The following is a 19043-nucleotide window of genomic DNA, read 5'->3' as shown; positions in this document are numbered from 1 at the left end:
CCCCTGTGATGCGTAGTGTCTAAAAGATATGTTTTAAGGTATAGAACAATGAAATACAGACTCGCATTATTCCTATTATCCTCACTGGTATTAATGACAAACGCTAACGCTACGGGTTTTAAAACCGTAGGCCAAGCAAAAATGGAATACTTGTTTTGGGATGTGTATAACGCAAAACTAGAAACGCCCACAGGACACTATGTTTTTGGCCAGCATCCAACCAAACTCACCTTAACGTACCTGCGAGATTTTTCGGCAAAAGATATTGTTAAAGCCACTAATGAGCAATGGCAGCATTTGGGCTTTGATGAAATGGTTGGCGCCTTTGATACTCAATTACTTGATTTATGGCCAGATATAAAAGAAAACGATTCCTTGTCATTTGAAACAAACCAACAGGGAATTGGAACTTTTTACTTCAACAACGAAAAACTCGGTGCTATTGAAGATGAAAGGTTTGCCGATAATTTTTTAGCAATTTGGCTTAGTGCCGACACAACAGAGCCTTCACTTAGAAAACAGCTTATAGGAGGGAAACATGATTAAGCTCAAAGCAATGTTCATTTCAGCTATGGTATTTTTAGTTGCGAGTTGTTCAGCCCCTGATGTTGATTATTATAAAGGGACAGAGCCAGAATTTAACTTTAAACGTTTCTTCAGTGGTGAACTCAAAGCGTACGGCGTTGTTCAAGACCACAAGGGCGAGTTAACGCGTAAGTTAGTTGTTGATATGCAAGCAAGCTGGCAAGGCAATCAAGGGGTGATTGATGAGCAGTTTGTTTATGACGATGGGGAAACGCAAACTCGCACTTGGTATATCACTCTAAATGATGACGGGAGTATTTCAGGTACCGCTTCAGATGTAGTGGGTGAAGCGAAAGGGGATAGTAACGGCAGTGTGTTTCATTGGACTTACTCGGTAGAACTTCCTTATAACGATAGTACTTTAGTTGTAAACTTCGATGATTGGATGTACTTGGTAACACAATCGCGCTTGATTAACCGTACCGCTATTGATAAGTTTGGTGTCGAGGTTGGGGAAGTAACCTTGGTTATCGAGAAAATCGAATGATCGTTTAGCTGTCATAAAACCTTTTGGAAGATGGTTAAATTCAGTCTTTATTAATCCTGATGTCACTAAGTTAGTGATAGACAGTTAAAATGTAGCCATTTTTGAATAATTTACGTAAAAATAGCAATTTGCTGTTGCTAACTTTTCAAAAATGCATAAAGATAGGTTTTGCGAAGGCAAAATAATAACGAATAGGAATCTAACAATGAATAAAGCTCAATTAGTTGAAAAAATCGCTACTGATGCAGAAATCTCAAAAGCGGCAGCAACGCGTGCACTAGATGCATTCACTGGCGCAGTTACTAACTCTCTTAAAGAAGGTAACTCAGTAGCATTAGTTGGTTTCGGCACATTCTCGGTAAAAGAGCGTGCAGCGCGTACTGGCCGTAACCCACAAACTGGTGCAGAAATCCAAATCGCAGCAGCAACTATCCCAAGCTTTAAAGCGGGTAAAGGTCTTAAAGACCAAGTTAATCCTTAATAAGAATAAGTACTTATTAATTAAAAAAAGGGCTAATAGCCCTTTTTTTGTGTCTGTAATAAAGCGGTAAAGGCTTAAGCCTTTAACGCCTTATCACCTCGACCAATGCCGACCGCACCCGAACGCACGACTTCAATTAAGTCTGTTTCATGGCGAAGCGTGTCTAAGAAAGATTCTATTTTCTCGGTACTTGCGACAAGCTGTAATGTATAGCTGTGGCGGCCCATATCGAGTATGGCACCTTGAAACACATCGACAACGCGCGTGACTGCGGCACGGGTGTTTTCATCTTGAGCAAAGACTTTAACTAACAATAACTCACGCTCGATGTGTGCCATTTCTGTTAAATCAATGATTTTAAGTACATCCACAAGTTTATTTACTTGCTTTGTGATTTGCTCAACAATGCGGTCATCACCCATTGTGGTGATAGTGATACGTGAAAGTGAGTGGTCATCAGTGGTGCCCACTGTCAGGCTATCAATGTTGTAAGCGCGCTGTGAAAATAAGCCAACAATGCGAGACAGTGAACCCGGTTCGTTTTCTAATAAAATCGATAAAATACGGCGCATTATGCTTTTACTCCTTTACGTAACCACATGTCATCCACAGCCCCTAGCTTTATTTGCATTGGGTAAACATGCTCTTTTTCATCAACACAAATATCTAAGAATACTAATCGGTCGTTAATCGACATCGCTTTGTCAATGGCTGGTTGTAGTTCATCAATATGATCTACGCGAATACCGACATGGCCATAGCTTTCAACCAGTTTTACAAAATCAGGTAATGATTCCATGTACGATGATGAGTGACGCCCTGAATACATCATGTCTTGCCATTGGCGAACCATGCCTAGTGAACGGTTATTAAGTGACACGACTTTCACAGCAAGGTTATATTGCAAGCAAGTCGAAAGCTCTTGAATATTCATTTGAATCGAGCCATCACCGGTAACACAAATTGATTCTTTGTCTGGGAAAGCCAGTTTTACACCCATAGCCGCAGGCAAGCCAAAGCCCATCGTGCCAAGGCCTCCAGAGTTAATCCATTGGCGCGGGTGTTTAAACGGGTAGTACTGAGCTGCAAACATTTGATGTTGGCCTACGTCAGAGCTGACATACGCATCGCCATTGGTTGCTTTGTAAATTGCTTCTATAACCGCTTGCGGTTTAATTTTATCGCCATCGGTGCTGTAGCTCAGACACTTTTGCTCTCGCCAGCTAATAATTTGTCGCCACCAATCCTCTTGTGCAGAACGGTCAATCGCAATGGAGCTTTTATCAATTGCGCTTTGTAATTGTTCAAGTACCGTTTGTAAGCAACCAACGACAGGAATATGTGCTTTTATGGTTTTTGAAATCGATGTAGGGTCAACATCAACATGAACAATAGTGGCGTTCGGGCAGAATTTTTTTACATTATTGGTTACCCGATCATCGAATCGTGCCCCTAACGCTAAAATAACGTCGGCATGGGCCATCGCTTTATTTGCCTCTAGACTGCCGTGCATACCCAACATGCCGATAAAGTTAGGGTGTGTGCCGCTAATACCACCTAGTCCCATTAATGTATTTGTAATAGGAGCATTAAGTGACTCTACAAGATGGGTTAATTGCTCTGACGTATTCGAGAGAATAATGCCGCCACCAGAATAAATAACAAGCTTTTTCGCTTCTAGAATGGCAGTGACAGCTTTACGAATTTGCTTTGAATGACCCTTGGTATTTGGGTTGTATGTGCGAAGCTCTGTTGTTTTTGGAAAATCAAATGGAAATTTAATGGCTGGATTTAGCATGTCTTTTGGCAATTCGACCACAACAGGACCAGGACGCCCTGTGCTGGCTATGTAGAATGCTTTGGCAAGAATGGCCGGGATTTCCTTTGCGCTTCGACAGTTAAAGCTATGCTTTACAATCGGACGAGAGCAGCCAACGATATCGGTCTCTTGAAAGGCGTCATCGCCAATCAGTCCTGTGGGTACTTGACCAGACAACACAACCATAGGAATGGAGTCCATATAAGCGGTAGCAATACCGGTAATGCAGTTTGTTGCTCCAGGACCCGAAGTTGCAAGCACCACACCGACATCGCCCGTTGCTCGGGCATAACCATCGGCCATATGCGTGGCTGCTTGTTCATGACGTACTAAGATATGTTCGATATCATCTTGTTGAAAAAGTGCGTCGTATAAATCCAGCACTGACCCGCCTGGGTAGCCAAAGATATATTTAACCTTTAATTCTTTAAGTGCCCGAACAACAAGTTCGGATCCATTATATTCTGCTGTACTCATCCTCATTCCTCTGTGTGCTAGCTACAAGAGCATAAAAAAACCCCCGCAAATGGCGGGGGTTTTTAAAAGCGTGCTTTCATCTTTTAATACGTCCCCGCTGGGCTTTTTACTAAGACCAGTACGAGTACATTGACGACTAAAAGATGGCTGCGAAAATTCATTGTTTTTTTCTTTATAAAAATAACAGCCGACTAGACGGCTACTGTTTAAAATTTGTTAGGGTTATTTTTAAGCCTTTTGGAAACTGATGTCAACCGCAAAAGCATCTTTTTGCATTAATTTTTCTTTTTTGGTGCGGTGATTTGTATTTATTGCATCTAAAATCATTTTTTGCACGTATATTAAGGTGTAACTATGCATTAAATTGTTCGTGTGGCAAGCGTTAAGTGTCTGTAATAAATAACCTAAGGTCATGTTATTTATGCATAACTTAGCTATGATTAGCCATATACGAAACTGGGGTAGGGTATTAATTGTGAGATTTATTAATTATTTAGCAGGCGTGTGTTTGTTGTCGAGCTTTTCGGTGTTTGCAAAGCCTGTAGCGACTCATGATATTGGCTTGATCAATAAAGAACAAATAGTGTATTGGCTGAAAAAACGCGGTGAACTTAATCAGCGCGACGAGCAAGCTGCTTTAGAAGACTACATTGGGCAAGTGAATACAGCTCAACGCGTTGCGATTAAACCCAGAGTGTTAGACCCCGCAAAGGTGCACAATAAAGCAGTGCTTGATAATAAGTTCACAAATTTTGTATCGTTAATCCCAACCGATGACAAAACAAACGTTAAAGTATTGGCAATCTTAATCGACTTTCCTGACTTGCCTTACGACAATAATCAACTCACTGCTGAAGATACACCCATGTACTACAGCGATTACAGCCAAGCTCACTATCAAAAAATGCTCTTTAATGACACATCGTACCCGGGACCATCGGGTCAATCGTTAAACACGGTTCATCATTATTATCAACAAGCATCAGGTGAAAGCTTTGCATTTACCGGAGATGTTTATGGGTGGGTGAGTGCAGATAAGCCCGCTAAGTTTTACGGTGAGAGAGAAGGTGACATTCGTGATCTAAACGCCCCAGATCTTATATTAGAAGCGGTAGAAAAAGCCGTTGCAACCTTTAATATTAATTTACAAGACTACGATTTAACCGATCTCGATGATATTGATGGTGACGGTATTACCAACGAACCTAATGGGATTATCGATCATGTAATGGTGTTTCACTCTAGTATTGGAGAAGAAGCGGGTGGTGGAGTACTGGGCACCGATGCTATTTGGTCACACCGTTTTTTCGTTACAAACAACGCAAACCAACCCGCTGCTGTTGCTGGCAGTAATGTGAAATTATTTGGCTACACGATTAATCCCATCGATGCGGGAATTGGGGTTGTTGCTCATGAGTTTGGTCACGATCTTGGATTGCCTGATGAATATGACTTAATGGGCAGCGCAATTGGTGAACCTGTTGCGTCTTGGTCTATTATGGCCGGCGGGAGTTGGGCTGGGTCGCCAAGAGGTTCAGCGCCAGTGATGTTTAGTGCGTACGCGCTTGACTACTTGCAAACACGTTACAAAGGAAATTGGCTACATCAAACCGAAATTGACTTAGCCGACGTAAATACAGACTCTGAACATAATTTAAAAGCGTCGAGTAGCTTTAGTTCTGGCGTAAATCAGTTAAAGGTCACCTTACCCGCTAAATTAGAAAGCTTTAAAGCACCGTTACAAGGGCGCTATCAGTATTACTCAGGTAAAGGGAATGAGCTTGTACACAGTTACAAGCAACGCATTACATTACCCTCTACTGCTGGCAGTACCGAGCTTGCGTTGTTATCACATTTTAGCATTGAACAAGACTACGACTATGCACAAATTAAAGTAAATGGTGTTGCACTTGCTAATAGCTATACCAAGGCGATAAACCCACACTATGGTGACATTGGTCCTTATTTAAGTGGCGACTCGCAATTTAAAGATGGCGCAAAGTTGCCGCACGGTCACCTTGATATGCGATTTGATTTGTCTGCTTATGAAGGGCAAACAATCGAGCTTGAAATTACGTATGTCACCGATGTGAACATACACTTTTATGGCATTGTGGTTGACGACTTAATTATCACTCAGGGGAATACCGTTGTATTTAAAGATGATGCAGAGCAATCATCAATCGCTCAACTAGCAGGTTTCTCACGTATTGGTGAGTACGTTTATCAGCAACCAACACATTACTTTTTACAGCTAAGAGATTATGCCGGCATTGACAGTGGCCTCCAGTTTGAGTCTTACTCTCCAGGGGTATTGTTGTGGTATGTTGACCCTGCTGAGCAAAATAACAACACAGCTTCTCACCCAGGTGAAGGCTTTGCACTTGTGGTTGATGCTGACCAAAATACGATTCGTAAGGGCACAACATCAGGCCCTGCCAATACTGATATTCAAGTGCGCGATGCGGCATTTAGTTTGTATGATCAACGCCAGGGCTTGGGAGACGAGCACCTATTAGCAATTAGCTCATTTTCAGATGCTCAAGATTACAGCTTCCCTATTCAGCCTGCGTCGGGGGTTAATGTACCTTCATTGGGCTTCGGTTGGCGCATTGTGTCGCAAGCAACGGATAGCAGTGAAGTGAATGTAGAGCTTAACTATGATGCAACTTCTGGTATTAGTGCCCAACGTAGCGACCGAGATGTGTCGTTTAGTATCAACGGGCTTATTTTAAATGAAACCGATACTTTTCTGTGGTCGTTTGGTGATGGCGAGCAGTCAACGGTGCTCGCGCCAACCCATCAATATGCAGAATATGGCCGCTATACTGTCGTGTTTGAGCGCACGACTGAGTCGGGAGAGGTTACGCGGTTAAACAAAGAAATTATTGTTAGTGAGGCGCTAACACTTAGCCTTTCGGTTACAGCGAATGAAAATGGTTTACTGGTTGCGACAGCGACTGCACAAGGGGGCATTGCACCGTATCAGTATAGCTGGGATTTTGCCGACGGAGGTGCTGCATCAACGGCAACGGTCAGTTATCAATATGCGTTGTCGGGTAGCTTTGATGTGAATGTCACGGTGGTTGATGCCAACATGGAGTCAACATCTTCGCAATTTGCAGTCACTGTGGATGTGCCTTTAAATGCCAGTGCTCGGTTTAATGCACAAGGTTTGAATGTGCAGTTTTCAAGTCAAATAAGTGGTGGTACAGGGCAATATCGCTATCAGTGGGACTTTGCTGATGGCAGTACAAGTACCTCAGCATCGCCGACACACCAATACACAAATGAGGGGACGTACGCAGTCACGTTAACAGTAACAGACACCCAAACGCAGGCTGTAGAACAAACAAGCTTATCAGTCAGGGTTGTTAAAACACAGAGTAATTCGGGATCAAGTGGTGGGGCTATCTGGTGGTTATTACTGATTTTTACCCCGCTGATTATACGCAGGTACGGCAAATTTTAAGCATTAAAAAGCCAGTTAAAAAACTGGCTTTTTTATTAGTTAGCATACAGCTAATTATAGACGTTCAATCACTGCTTGTGTGAAGTCTGTTGTACCGTGGCTGCCGCCAAGGTCACGCGTTGTTCGGTCACCTGTTTTGATAACGTCAGCGACTGCACTGCGAATACGTTCTGCTGTGTCAGCCATACCTAAGTGCTCAAGCATTTGGATTGATGCTAAGATAACTGACGTCGGGTTAGCAAGGTTTTTGCCTGCGATGTCTGGCGCACTACCGTGTACTGCTTCAAAGATAGCGGCATCTTCGCCGATGTTTGCACCTGGAGCCATACCAAGACCACCAACAAGACCAGCACATAAGTCAGATAAAATGTCGCCGAATAAGTTAGTTGTAACGATAACGTCAAACTCATCTGGGGTCATGACTAGTTTCATACATGTTGCGTCAACAATCATCTCTGTTGATTCGATTTGTGGGTAACGTTCTGCTACTTCACGTGCAACTTTCAAGAATAAACCCGATGTTGATTTAAGGATATTTGCTTTATGAACAGCGGTTACTTTTTTACGGCCTTCACGGACTGCAAGTTCGTATGCGAATGTAACAATTTTTTCAGCGCCTTCACGGGTGATTTTTGATAATGCTTCAGCTTCGTTACCGTCTTCAGATACTACTTGACCAAGACCTGAGTACATACCTTGCGTGTTTTCACGAACAGTGATGATATCGATATTATCGTAACGCGCTTTAGTACCCTCAAATGATTTAACTGGGCGTACGTTAGCATAAAGGCCAAATTGTTTACGAAGTGTCACGTTGATAGACGTAAAACCTTCACCTACTGGCGTCGTTAATGGGCCTTTTAAAGTGATCTTGTTACGTGCGATAGTGTCGATTGTTTCTTGCGGAAGCAACTCACCTGTTTTCTCTAGGGCAGCAAGGCCAGCATCAACGAATTCATAATCAAAATCGCAACCTGCGGCATTTAGGATCTCAAGTGCTGAATCAATAATGCTAGGACCAATGCCGTCGCCTTTGATCACTGTGATGGTTTGTTTAGCCATTTACTTTTCCTATTTATGAGTAGATATACACGTAAATACATCGCGAAAATGAGCGCGATTTACTTGTTAGAGGATTTACGTGGATGTGTTTGAAAATTTAAGCGGCTTTTATAGCAATTTATTCAGCTTTTTGCCAGTTTATACTGTGAATACTGACTATAAATAGACGAAAGTTCATATTTTCTTAACGACTTCGAACGTTTTAGCACCATTTTTTAAAAATTATCAGCAAACTCGCATGTGCGAAGGTATGAATAAAAATCCGCTTTTGACTGCCAACCGACCGTCGTTAATGTTTCAGCGATAATGTTTTCTTGCCAACTACTAAACATAGCCTTAGGTTGAAATACATAATAACTGAACAATTTTACTGCAATCCAAAGCTTTTCATTCTGTTGTAATTGTTGTTTTTTTAATTGCTCACTGTTAAGTAAATGCTGTGTCCAAGGATTATCGCCGATTAATTGGGTAAGGTATTCGCTAAGGGGAGCCAAATCAAGCGTGTTAATCCCAAACAAGCACGCAAGTGGAGGGCTTACCGTATGCTCTTCTGCGTGTTCAAACACGGTTTTGCGTGACAAACTTGTTGCCTGATTCTCACACAGATACAAGACATAGGCATATAAGGGCAAGGTGACTTGCTCAAATTGCTGAATAGGTGAGTGTTTAAACAGTGCTTGAATAATCCGTACTATGTTTTCAAGGCGTTTGGCTATGTGCGGATATAAAGGGTGCGATGTGGTGGCAACTAAGCGCTGAAACAATACTTTCTGGATGATCGCTGGCGCATTGTCATAGCCCACCATAGATAAGCAATGGCGTAAATCTTTTGCGCGTTGGTGCTCTTTATTATAAGGCTTAACAGCGTACGTAAGCTGGTGAATAAGTTCAGGGTATGGACTCAGTAATTTGTCTAACGCCCGATAACTGTACTCTTTTGCTATTTTAAGTTCGCTGATCAGTGTTAGATACTGTTGCTGGCGACGCTGATTTGCTGGGGGAGGCAGCACAAAATTGATGTTTTCACTAAACCAAACGGTATAAAGCAAGCGTGAATCATTGCAAACACGTTGTTTATCAATAATTGACAGGGGGGCTTTAAATCGATGCCAACGAATTTTTTCAGGTTGAGACACATCAATTAAAATATGCCGATGTTGCTCGTCAGTCGTTAGGTATATTAAGGTTTGCTCGGCATACTTCACTTCGCTTGCGGGAATGTACGGACCGATATGTGCAATAAAGGCTTTAATTGCATTTTGCGCAAACTCATTAGGTGTACGAAGGTAAATATCGGCCAATGCTTTATGCACACTAATATGGCCACCGGACTCTCGGTAGGTAGTATTCATCGCGATGATATTAGCGAGTGCAACAAGGGTTGTCGCACCATCGTAAATCATCACTTTTGGTGCGCTGAGTAAGGCTTGCTTATATTTATTTAAACGCGCTAATAAGTGCTGAATTGAAACCGTATTTGGGCCCGCTGCATGGAGCAATTTTACAGCAAGTTGATGACGACAATGCCACAGTTTTTTGTCTTGCTCGGTCAGTGTTTGCCCTGATGCGAGCTTATTACTTTGTGATTGCACACATAAATAATTAGCAAGACAGCAACTTATAATTTGCTCACTTACTGCTTTATTATAATTGAGGCTATGGCACATTATGCACGCAATGACACACTGGTTAACAACCAGGTTCGTTGTGTAACCATGGGCTGCGACGTATAAGTTAAGTTGTGCCTGCAGACTTTTAGGGTATGTTTGATATATCAGGTAATAACGCTCAGCAAGATTACTGAGTAATGGGTAAATTTGTGACCATTTACGTTTTTGATAATACAGGTTAAGTAGCTGATGTGTGCTATCGAATAAGCGTGCCAATTCCCGCGGCGTCACAGTGTCCATCATTGTGTGCTAACTTTCTTGCTGATAACTTTCATAGGCACTGGGCCCCCATAATACAAGTTGGCCATTTTTAAACAGTAAACCTGTACACTCATCAATCGTGGTTATGCCATCTGATTTAACATGTTGAGTGCGATAAAAAATAATTTGCCATACATTGTCTTCAACGCGTTTTGCATAGGTTAAATCGGGGCTACCTAAATAATCAAGCACGGCATTGAGGTTTTCGGGTTTTTCTATTGAAAGCTTGGCGATGTAGCGTTTGTTGAAGGCTTCACGGTCTTGCCAGATCATGGCTTGCGGATCATCTTTATAAAAAGTGATCACTAGGGCTGCTATAAGTGCGTAAACACCTAACCCTAATACCAGATATTGGAAAACCTTTTTAATCATGTGTAACTCTTTAAAACAAACACGAATTTTCAGTATACGCGCAGTTGATAAACTGTGCTACGAGATTGCGACTAATTGAGCCTTAACTGCTTTAAACTAAAGCCTAAGTTTATATCTGTTCGTAACATTACTAAATTTCTAGAGATAATCAGCTTATCCATATCAGCGGTTAACTTACGTTTTAAAGTGGCATTGAGTGCGTCGTCCATCATGGCCGCTTCAATCGACTCATAGTCATTAATTAATTGCTCAGCCGATTTATTACCAATTCCTTTAACGCCCGGTATGTCATTGGTTTTATCACCTGCAAGTGCCCAAAAGTCAACAAGGCGGTGCTGGGGGACATTAAACCGCTGTTTAATGTCTTGATGCTCAATATAGTGTTTTTTAAAGTAATCGAATATGGCGATATGCGCTGATAAAAACGGTAAAAAGCCTTTATCGGTAGACACAATAGTGGACGAGACATTATTTGATGCTGCTTTGTAGGCAAGCGTGGCAATGATATCGTCTGCTTCGTCGTTCTCAGGTGAGAACACCACGATACCGGTCTCTTCGATAGCGTGTTTAAAACGCGCTAAATTGTTTTTTAGAGTATCAGGCATGGGGGAACGCGTGCTTTTGTAAGCTGCGTAGTAACGATATCGCCAGCTTTTATCGCCATCAAACACCGCAATTGCATGGGTGGCGTTGCATTGACTTAGTAATTTTTTACAAGCATGTGCCACGCGGGCACAGCTTGCTTTAATCATATGCTCTTCACTGTGATGACTCTGATTACTATCAACGGCATAGATGCGCCGAATAAGGTTTAACGCATCTATTAAAAGTAATTGGGTTGTCACATGTTCTCCAGTTATGCTTTGATTTCATAGCAAGGGATATACTTGCTGCCAGGTAACTTCATACGACCTTGCTCAACAAAAGCGGCAAGCAGTTTATCCATATCGGCCATTAATGCAGGCTCGCCACTGAGTACAAAGCGGCCGTACTGTTTAATCGCCTGTAAGCCTTCATCTTTTACATTGCCAGCAACAATACCCGAAAATGCGCGTCGTAGATTTGCTGCAAGTTGTTGAGTAGGTTGATCTAAATGTAAATCTAAGCTTGCCATATTAGCATGTGTCGGCGCGAACGGCTGCTGAAAATCGTTATCAATTTTTAATGTCCAGTTAAAGTAGTAGGCATCACCTTGGCTTTTACGGTATTCGCGTACGTCTGCCATTTTAGCTTTAAGGGTTCTGCCAACACGTTCAGGGTCATCAATTATGACGTCAAATTTATCAAGGGCTTTTTTGCCGAGTGTGTTTTCAACAAATTTACAAAGCTCAATAAAGTAGTTTTCACTTTGTTTAGGCCCTGTAAGAATAACGGGTAAACATTGCTTCTCGTTTTCAGGGTGCAATAAGATGCCTAATAAATAGAGCAACTCTTCAGCAGTGCCCGCGCCGCCAGGGAAAATAATAATACCATGCGCAGAACGTACAAAAGCCTCTAAACGTTTTTCGATGTCAGGCAGTATAACCAGCTCATTCACGATAGGGTTAGGTGGCTCAGCTGCAATGATACTAGGCTCCGTTAAGCCTAAATATCGGTTGTCGGTAATACGCTGTTTTGCATGGCCAATGGTCGCCCCTTTCATGGGGCCTTTCATTGCACCTGGGCCGCAACCAGTGCAAATATTTAAACCACGTAAGCCTAACTCGTAACCCACCTGTTTGGTGTATTTATATTCGACTTCGTTAATAGAGTGGCCTCCCCAGCATACAATCATACTAGGATCGCTATTAACCCTGAGTGCTCCTGCGTTTCTGAGCATGTCGAATACCATATGGGTAATGGCCTTTTGCTCTGTTAGATCTTTTTCGTATTTTTGGCAAATAAACAGGATGTCACGGATCACTGAGAAAATATGTTCGTGAATACCCGTGATTATTTCGCCATCGACAAACGCGGATTCTGGTGGATTCTCTAATTCAATTTTAATACCGCGCTCACGGCTTAATAAGCGAATGTCGAAATTTTCATATTTGTCGTAAATTTCAGAACTTGAGTCTGTGTGGCTACCCACATTGAGAACAGCGAGCACGCAGTTCCTAAATAATTTATAACGCTCGCTGGTGGATGATTGTTCGAGTAGATCAACTTCTAGTTGTGATAGTAAATCCAGTACACCGGTAGGATTCAGTTGTTTTAACATAAGCACTCTCCTAGCTCGTCAATGAGCCTGTCTAATATGTATTAAAGACCCTAAGTAAGGTATACATGAGGTCTTTATTTGCTAATGCAAACTCTATTTCGTCCTTCATTTTTAGCTGTATAAAGCGCTTCATCAGCTCGGTCAAAGGCAATCAATTGCGTATCGCCTTTTTTAAGTTGAGTCGCGCCAATTGAAATCGTAATTTCAACTTGCGTATCTTTAAATTTGAATGGGATACTTTGAATTGTTTTTCGTAGTTTTTCTAAGGGGGCTACGGCTTTTTCAAGTGGCATACCAGTCATTAAAAGTACAAACTCTTCACCGCCGTAACGGGCTATAAAGTCAGACTTTCTAACTGATTTTTGCAGCGCTTTGGCGATCACCTGAAGTGTTTTATCGCCTGCACTGTGGCCATATCTGTCGTTGATTGATTTAAAATGATCGACATCAATAACGACTAAAGTAAGCTCAGAACCTTGCGATAAAAACAACTGGAATTCATGTTCAAAGCGCTCATCAAATGCGGCACGGTTCGGAAGTTTCGTTAAGCCATCAAGCAAACTTTTAAAACGTTGTTCGTTTAAACGTTGCTTATAAGTTGTCAGTTTACTCTCTAGACTACTTACCCGATTATTAATGTCTTTAAAGCTTGCAAGTAAGTTTTCACGCTCAGCGTGTTCAAGTTTTTCTTTGGTGATTAAATCATCGCTCAATGATTTGAGCTCTTCTTCCACTAATTCTTTAAGCGCCGAAATTGATGTTGCTTGTTGAGTTTGCTGATTAAGATTTTTAATTTTTCTTTCGATACTTTTATTAAGTGAATCGTATTCTGCACTCAGTGACTCAGAGTGTTTAGTGGTTGATACAATAGAATGATGCAGATCTTCAATTGTCTGATTTAACGAAATTAAAAAGCTCTGCGCCGACTGGCGTTCTTTACTTATATTTTGTGAAATAATGGTAATAATGCCAATCGCAGCATCAAGTAGCTCATCAACGCTGTCGTTGCGCGTAATTTGGTTTCTGATATTTTTTATTTGTTCAGCACTTTCGTCTTCAAATAACAGTCCATTAGCCAATGTCATTAGCTCAGAGGCAAGCTCGGGTTTAATTAAAGCTTCGCCGGTATCACTTTCAGCTAGCTTTGCTTGCAGGGCTTGGTGATAAATAACAACCAGCTTGGATAAAATGGGTACAAAATCATGGTTCGATTGAATATTGTCAAGCTCACGGTCAAGCAAGTTGCGCAGCGAGCGGCGCGCATCATCAGGTAACCCTTTTACTTTTTGTAACTGCTTGCCTGCATCTAATACGCTTTTATTAAGATCGCGCTGCAAGGCAATTTGTTTTGCTTCTTGGTGTTTGAGTAAACCGAGAACATCGTCAATAAAGGGGGCTAGTAGGTTAAAATCAACGCCTTTTTTTAGAGCACATCGGTATTTAGCAAGGCGGTTATCAAGCTCCATGTCTAGTCCTTTACAGCTCAGCGATAACTTCGCCGCAAACTGTGAAAGTACTTCAACTTGATGTTTGCGCGCATCCTCGACAACCATCCTTGCGTCGATCGCTTGCTTTAACTTTTTATTAAGAACATCATGCTGTTGCTGCACTTACTTACACCGCCATCAAGTTTTATATTTATGTACCTTAAGTCTACAACAATTTATTGTGAAATGTAGGTGATAAGTCAAAAACTTAACTATTTTGTCTATCAGGCTTATTGCTACGGCAGTTTATCGGTTTTTAATTCACATTTTATATCTCAGTTGATAGGCTAATTCGCAATTATCGATAGTAATAAAAAAGAGTTGTTATGAAAAAGTTTTTGGCTATGTCAATTTTGGCCGCATGCTCTAGCAGTGTGTTTGCAGATGTAAACTATTCACTGGCGATCACTGAACCTGAACATCACTTAGGTAATGTTAGTGTGGAGTTTCCTGAGACAGCCCAAGCGCATTTAGACGTAAAACTTCCGGCATGGCGTACTGGACGCTACGAAATTTTAAACCTTGCGAATGGGGTACGTTTTTTCGATGCGAAAGATGATGATGGTAAGCCGTTAAAATGGGAAAAAATTGACCACAGCACATGGCGTGTTCATTTAAATGAGCCAACACACGTAAATATTGATTATCAAGTCTATGCCAATGAACTAGGTAAACGCGCGCGTCACATCGATGACAGCCATGCGTTTATTGATGCATCGGGCTTTTTCATGTTCAGTGAATCATTTCGCCAAGACCCTGTGACGGTAAAGCTTGATGTGCCTAAAGCATGGCGCTCTGTTTCGGGTATGGAAAATGCAGGTTCAAAACACAGTTTTAAAGCGGCTGATTACGATATTTTGGTCGACTCGCCAATTGAAACAGGCATTAACGAGTTACATAAATTCACGGTGGATGGCCGAGACTACGAGCTGGTTATTTGGGGCGACGGTAACTACGACGTTGAGCAAATGCTAACGGACCTTAAAAAACTAGTGGCTACAGGTAATGTAATTTGGGATAGCTATCCGTATGAGCGTTATGTATTTATGGTACATGCAACGTCTGGTGCAGGAGGAGCTACAGAGCATTTAAATTCAACAATTATTCAGCGCCCACGTGACCGTTTTGGCTCTCGTAAAGACTACTTAGCGTTCATTAGTACTGCTGCCCATGAGTTTATTCATACATGGAATGTAAAGGCGTATCGTCCGAAAGGCATTGCTCCTTACGATTACACAAATATTAACTACGCGAAAACACTGTGGATTGCAGAGGGTTCTACAAGTTACTTTGAAGATCATTTGTTAGTGCGTTCTGGTATTGCAAAAACGGATGAGTTTTTTGATACCCTAACTAAAACTATTAACCGCCACTTGCAAACCCCAGGTCGTGAAGTACAAAGCGCCGCTGAAACCAGCTTTGATAAGTGGATCAATCAAGGTGGTGACCATGCTCGCAACTACAGCACTAATATCTACCTTGAAGGCTCGTTAATTTCAATGGCACTTGATATCGACTTGCTAGAGAAAAGTGATGGCAAAATCAGTTATCGTGATGTGCACCGTGCGCTTTACAATAAGCATCGTTTGCCAGATGGTTTTACACCTGATGATGTCAAAGCCATTTTAAAAGAGCTAACGGGTCGTGATTACAGCGCATGGTGGCAAGCTAATGTGGATGAGCCAGCAGCCATTGATTTTGATGCCTTACTAGCAAAAGTTGGCTTAGGTTTGACTCGCCCAGAAGGCGCAAAATCAGTACCGAGTATTGATTCATTCGCTAAAAATAGCGGTGAGTTACTAACACTTACACATGTTCGTCGTGGTGGTGCAGCATGGCAAGCAGGTTTAACAACAGACGATAAAATCGTTGCCTTCAACAAAAAGCATGTTGGCAAAGACTTAAAAGCAAGCTTAGAAACGTTTAAAGCGGGCGACACAGTGACTGTTGACTTTATCCGCCGTGATGCGCTGCAAAGCACAACGCTCACACTTGGCGAAGACTTTGATAAAGAGAAAAAAGTAACAGCATTAAAAGATGCTACACCTGCTCAAATGGCGTTGTTTAAAGCATGGATGGGTGTTGACCACCCAAACCAAGCTAAGTAAACATTTAATGATTTTTGATTGGTAAGAGAGGAGCTACGGCTCCTTTCTTTTTGTCGGGCGTTTGTTGGGCTTTTACAAACTGTTTGGTGTATTTTGCGTTTAAAATCGCACTGTGGAGCTGTTGCTTTTTACGTCGCCAAAATGACTTTTTAACCTGACAAGACCTATCACGAATATCGCTTTGCGCACTGTCAGGCTGTGTAACAGGGTAAGGCAGGAGTGAAAAGCCATAAACGCCGGTTTCCCACACGTGTTGCAAATCGCAGTCTACAGGGCGCGCAAATGTGTCTGTGGCCTTAAGCAGTGCTTTAGCCCCCGCTAAGCTAATAGCCGTTGCGCAGCAGCCAGACATGAGTTTTTTATGAATTGCTAAGTGCTGACCATCTGCAAGCGGTTTTGCGTATGCAATGTCACGATTGCGATTTTTATACGCGGCCAATTTAATGAGTTGCCATGGCTGTTTTAAGTGATTGATGTTCTCGATAGCACTGTGAATTGAGCGGTCGAGCACAAAATCATCTTCTAAAATAATGGCGTAGTCGAGTTGCCTATCGACGATTGTTTGCCATGCTTTTCGATGACTCAGGTAACAGCCTATTTCACCTCGACTTAAAGGTTTGTGGTACTTTTTAAGGTTTAAACGTGCATTGTAATGCTTGGCGATATCTGCGTCTGTTAATGTTTTACCATCGACAGCATCAATGCGCTCAAATGCTAAGTTCTGTGCATTAAGCTCATCGCTTACGCGGTTTAGACGCTCTATTGAGCTTGCTAAGTTAATTACAAAAATAGGGGGCATTATGCTTACCTGATGAGTCGTTTTAATCAGGCTAACAAGCTTTAATGACGCTGGGGTGTCAGCATTATTTCGTTTTTATGTCAGGACGAGGGGTATTTAAAATCGCACACTTTTCTTTTTCAGATAAAATGATCCAATCAAAAATTTCATCATTCGTTCGGCCACACCCAGTGCAGTAGCCATTAAGTCGATGGCATTGCCCAATGCAGTCAGTTTTATATGTGGATTTTGGCTTTTTAGAGTCTGTCATGCGAGCTAAATGTTAAGGCCACAACAATGTGACCTTAATGCATTCGATAGGTTATTTACCTGCAACAGGCTTACCAATTTCAAGAGTGGTTGACCAAGGCTGTTTTCGCGATAATGTTTTACCCGAATGAATAGAAATAACAGGGGTATTTTCATCAAGCACAAACGTTGTACGCAGTGATTCTGCAGACTCTTTTTGGGTTTGATGCCAGTTTTTATCTGCTAAACAGGCTTGGGTAAAATTGACTGCCCGAGTATGATCTGCAACCGCTTGCTGTTGTTGCGCATAGTTACCTACACAACGATACGTGACATTGTCATTATCAAGCGCTGTAATTTGGCAGTTGTCGGAAATTAGGTTGTATTTTGCTGTCCATGTTTCCATGTATTTTGTGTTCACACGGCTGCGTTTTAAGCCTTCAAAGCGATTGTCGTATGCGCCTAAAAGTGCATTAATCTTCTCGCAAGGGGTCAAATTATCTATGGCGGCTTGTTGCTCGGTCGTAAGGCCAGTACAACCTGTTAAAACAAGGCCAAAAAGTAAGGCGGCGAGTGGCTTTTTCATATCAGGCTATCCTTTTAAATAGCAGTTCCTTTAACGTTTCCTAAAGGATACCTAAGCCCTTGTAAAAATGCTAATAAAGATTTATTGGCGGGGGTTTTTGTGATGACAAATTGCCCCATAAAATAAAGGGCAATTGAATAACATTATTATACATACGCGTATTTATAACGTTGTTTTACCTGAAATATTCGTTACGTTAACTGAACCTGAGCCATCGCTAAGTAGTTCAAAGTTAGCTGCTTTATCAACACGAATGCTGCCAGAACCGTCTGAAATAACCACATCACCTGCGATATCGTTTAAGTCGATGCCACCAGAGCCGTCGTGAACATTTATATTACCTTGGGTGTGTGCGACATCAATGTTGCCAGAACCATCGTGAATTTTAATATCACGACTGACGTTTCTTACGTTAATGCTGCCAGAGCCATCATTGATTTCAAGTGTGCCTTGAATGTCGATTGCCTCAATGGAACCTGAACCATCGTTGATCACGGTGTTAGCAGCTTTGCGAATAATAATTTCGCCAGAGCCGTCGTGCACGTTGACATTAAATGAACGTGGAATACTGACGGTTAAATCAATGCGTGTTTGTTTATTCGTGTGGTAGTCACATTGGCCAGCAGAAAGCTCTGCATTACTGCCTTTAGCCTCAAGTCCTAAGCAGTATTCATCGTGAGGCTGATCTTGGTAAATTTCGGCTTTTACGGTTACTTCATCAGTGTCACTGCCTGTTATGTGTAAAAAACCTGAACCGGCTTCTACTTTTAGAGCGCTTAGTGATTTTGCGCTTAGTGTCAGGTTTTTAGTGTTTTGTAGTGGCATATCGCCCCACGCGAATGTTTGCGCTGATAACAAACCTACGGCAATGAGTGATAACGTTTTAACTGTGCTCAACATGACTTTCCCTTTTATATGTATGGTGTTGTTAGCTTAGTCGTAAACGTGG

At 41.9% G+C, this 19043-nt stretch carries 17 protein-coding genes; 5 read left to right on the top strand and 12 right to left on the bottom strand.

Annotation, left to right across the window (positions count from 1 at the left end; translation table 11 throughout):
• Positions 1 to 48: 48 nt before the first annotated feature.
• The 3 genes from GZH31_RS17935 (at position 49) to GZH31_RS17925 (ending at position 1553) form a co-directional block, all read left to right on the top strand.
• Positions 49 to 546 (top strand): chalcone isomerase family protein, encoded by a 498-nt coding sequence (locus tag GZH31_RS17935; RefSeq protein WP_180311888.1) that lies wholly within the window; start codon positions 49 to 51, stop codon positions 544 to 546.
• Positions 539 to 1072: a DUF3833 domain-containing protein gene (locus tag GZH31_RS17930; RefSeq protein ID WP_036972006.1), complete on the top strand. Its 534-nt coding sequence runs from the start codon at positions 539 to 541 to the stop codon at positions 1070 to 1072. Before GZH31_RS17935 ends, GZH31_RS17930 begins: the two co-directional genes overlap by 8 nt.
• Positions 1073 to 1277: 205 nt before the next feature.
• Positions 1278 to 1553: an HU family DNA-binding protein gene (locus GZH31_RS17925; RefSeq protein WP_036972004.1), complete on the top strand. Its 276-nt coding sequence runs from the start codon at positions 1278 to 1280 to the stop codon at positions 1551 to 1553.
• A gap of 74 nt (positions 1554 to 1627) precedes the next feature.
• Here GZH31_RS17925 and ilvN read toward each other — a convergent pair whose 3' ends face one another.
• Both ilvN and GZH31_RS17915 read right to left on the bottom strand, forming a co-directional pair.
• Positions 1628 to 2125 (bottom strand): acetolactate synthase small subunit, encoded by a 498-nt coding sequence (gene ilvN, locus GZH31_RS17920; protein ID WP_036972002.1) that lies wholly within the window; start codon positions 2123 to 2125, stop codon positions 1628 to 1630.
• Positions 2125 to 3849 (bottom strand): acetolactate synthase 3 large subunit, encoded by a 1725-nt coding sequence (locus tag GZH31_RS17915; RefSeq protein WP_075593260.1) that lies wholly within the window; start codon positions 3847 to 3849, stop codon positions 2125 to 2127. The genes ilvN and GZH31_RS17915 overlap by 1 nt, the downstream gene beginning before the upstream one ends.
• A 475-nt stretch (positions 3850 to 4324) precedes the next feature.
• On the opposite strand from GZH31_RS17915, the gene GZH31_RS17910 reads away from it, so the two are divergent.
• On the top strand, positions 4325 to 7321 hold the full coding sequence (locus GZH31_RS17910) for an immune inhibitor A domain-containing protein (protein WP_180311887.1): 2997 nt from the start codon (positions 4325 to 4327) through the stop codon (positions 7319 to 7321).
• A gap of 54 nt (positions 7322 to 7375) precedes the next feature.
• Here the strand turns inward: GZH31_RS17910 and GZH31_RS17905 are convergent, their stop codons facing one another.
• The 6 genes from GZH31_RS17905 to GZH31_RS17880 all read right to left on the bottom strand — a co-directional run bounded on the left by GZH31_RS17905 (position 7376) and on the right by GZH31_RS17880 (position 14439).
• Positions 7376 to 8383, bottom strand: coding sequence for an isocitrate dehydrogenase (locus GZH31_RS17905; RefSeq protein WP_036971995.1), 1008 nt, complete (start codon positions 8381 to 8383; stop codon positions 7376 to 7378).
• A 215-nt stretch (positions 8384 to 8598) separates the two neighbouring features.
• The gene (locus GZH31_RS17900; RefSeq protein WP_083633613.1) at positions 8599 to 10296 is read right to left on the bottom strand and encodes a hypothetical protein; all 1698 of its coding nucleotides are present in this window, start codon (positions 10294 to 10296) and stop codon (positions 8599 to 8601) included.
• A gap of 6 nt (positions 10297 to 10302) precedes the next feature.
• The gene (locus tag GZH31_RS17895) at positions 10303 to 10686 is read right to left on the bottom strand and encodes a DUF3192 domain-containing protein (RefSeq protein ID WP_036971993.1); all 384 of its coding nucleotides are present in this window, start codon (positions 10684 to 10686) and stop codon (positions 10303 to 10305) included.
• 71 nt (positions 10687 to 10757) lie between these two features.
• Entirely contained in the window at positions 10758 to 11531 is a 774-nt protein-coding gene (gene xni, locus GZH31_RS17890; protein ID WP_180311886.1) for a flap endonuclease Xni, read from the bottom strand.
• Between the two features lie 11 nt (positions 11532 to 11542).
• Positions 11543 to 12886, bottom strand: a complete 1344-nt coding sequence (ppnN, locus tag GZH31_RS17885) for a nucleotide 5'-monophosphate nucleosidase PpnN (RefSeq protein WP_036971989.1) — start codon at positions 12884 to 12886, stop codon at positions 11543 to 11545.
• Between the two features lie 74 nt (positions 12887 to 12960).
• Entirely contained in the window at positions 12961 to 14439 is a 1479-nt protein-coding gene (locus tag GZH31_RS17880; RefSeq protein ID WP_180311917.1) for a GGDEF domain-containing protein, read from the bottom strand.
• Between the two features lie 260 nt (positions 14440 to 14699).
• Between GZH31_RS17880 and GZH31_RS17875 the strand changes: the two genes are divergently transcribed.
• Positions 14700 to 16481 (top strand): M61 family metallopeptidase, encoded by a 1782-nt coding sequence (locus GZH31_RS17875; RefSeq protein WP_065979040.1) that lies wholly within the window; start codon positions 14700 to 14702, stop codon positions 16479 to 16481.
• A 4-nt stretch (positions 16482 to 16485) separates the two neighbouring features.
• Here GZH31_RS17875 and GZH31_RS17870 read toward each other — a convergent pair whose 3' ends face one another.
• The 4 genes from GZH31_RS17870 to GZH31_RS17855 form a co-directional block, all read right to left on the bottom strand.
• A complete protein-coding gene (locus tag GZH31_RS17870; protein ID WP_180311885.1) occupies positions 16486 to 17280 on the bottom strand; it encodes a glycosyltransferase family 25 protein in 795 nt (264 codons plus the stop codon).
• Between the two features lie 64 nt (positions 17281 to 17344).
• Entirely contained in the window at positions 17345 to 17530 is a 186-nt protein-coding gene (locus GZH31_RS17865; protein WP_065979042.1) for a DUF1289 domain-containing protein, read from the bottom strand.
• A 51-nt stretch (positions 17531 to 17581) separates the two neighbouring features.
• Positions 17582 to 18094, bottom strand: a complete 513-nt coding sequence (locus tag GZH31_RS17860; protein ID WP_036971979.1) for a hypothetical protein — start codon at positions 18092 to 18094, stop codon at positions 17582 to 17584.
• 162 nt (positions 18095 to 18256) lie between these two features.
• Positions 18257 to 18994 carry a hypothetical protein gene (locus GZH31_RS17855; protein WP_180311884.1) on the bottom strand — a complete coding sequence of 246 codons (738 nt, stop codon included), beginning with the start codon at positions 18992 to 18994 and terminating at the stop codon, positions 18257 to 18259.
• Positions 18995 to 19043 lie beyond the last annotated feature (49 nt).

The sequence above is a fragment of the Pseudoalteromonas sp. JSTW genome (assembly GCF_013423925.1).
In the GTDB taxonomy this organism is placed as follows: domain Bacteria; phylum Pseudomonadota; class Gammaproteobacteria; order Enterobacterales; family Alteromonadaceae; genus Pseudoalteromonas; species Pseudoalteromonas lipolytica.
The sequence above is the reverse complement of the archived record's forward strand: the minus strand, read 5'-3'. Positions and strand labels throughout refer to the sequence as shown.

Coding starts and splice junctions, on each gene's coding strand:
- GZH31_RS17915 (WP_075593260.1), bottom strand. CDS start 3,849: ATGAGTACAGCAGAATATAATGGATCCGAACTTGTTGTTCGGGCACTT.
- GZH31_RS17935 (WP_180311888.1), top strand. CDS start 49: ATGAAATACAGACTCGCATTATTCCTATTATCCTCACTGGTATTAATG.
- GZH31_RS17895 (WP_036971993.1), bottom strand. CDS start 10,686: ATGATTAAAAAGGTTTTCCAATATCTGGTATTAGGGTTAGGTGTTTAC.
- ppnN (WP_036971989.1), bottom strand. CDS start 12,886: ATGTTAAAACAACTGAATCCTACCGGTGTACTGGATTTACTATCACAA.
- GZH31_RS17875 (WP_065979040.1), top strand. CDS start 14,700: ATGAAAAAGTTTTTGGCTATGTCAATTTTGGCCGCATGCTCTAGCAGT.
- ilvN (WP_036972002.1), bottom strand. CDS start 2,125: ATGCGCCGTATTTTATCGATTTTATTAGAAAACGAACCGGGTTCACTG.
- GZH31_RS17860 (WP_036971979.1), bottom strand. CDS start 18,094: ATGAAAAAGCCACTCGCCGCCTTACTTTTTGGCCTTGTTTTAACAGGT.
- GZH31_RS17865 (WP_065979042.1), bottom strand. CDS start 17,530: ATGACAGACTCTAAAAAGCCAAAATCCACATATAAAACTGACTGCATT.
- GZH31_RS17930 (WP_036972006.1), top strand. CDS start 539: ATGATTAAGCTCAAAGCAATGTTCATTTCAGCTATGGTATTTTTAGTT.
- GZH31_RS17905 (WP_036971995.1), bottom strand. CDS start 8,383: ATGGCTAAACAAACCATCACAGTGATCAAAGGCGACGGCATTGGTCCT.
- GZH31_RS17870 (WP_180311885.1), bottom strand. CDS start 17,280: ATGCCCCCTATTTTTGTAATTAACTTAGCAAGCTCAATAGAGCGTCTA.
- GZH31_RS17855 (WP_180311884.1), bottom strand. CDS start 18,994: ATGTTGAGCACAGTTAAAACGTTATCACTCATTGCCGTAGGTTTGTTA.
- GZH31_RS17900 (WP_083633613.1), bottom strand. CDS start 10,296: ATGATGGACACTGTGACGCCGCGGGAATTGGCACGCTTATTCGATAGC.
- GZH31_RS17925 (WP_036972004.1), top strand. CDS start 1,278: ATGAATAAAGCTCAATTAGTTGAAAAAATCGCTACTGATGCAGAAATC.
- GZH31_RS17880 (WP_180311917.1), bottom strand. CDS start 14,439: ATGGTTGTCGAGGATGCGCGCAAACATCAAGTTGAAGTACTTTCACAG.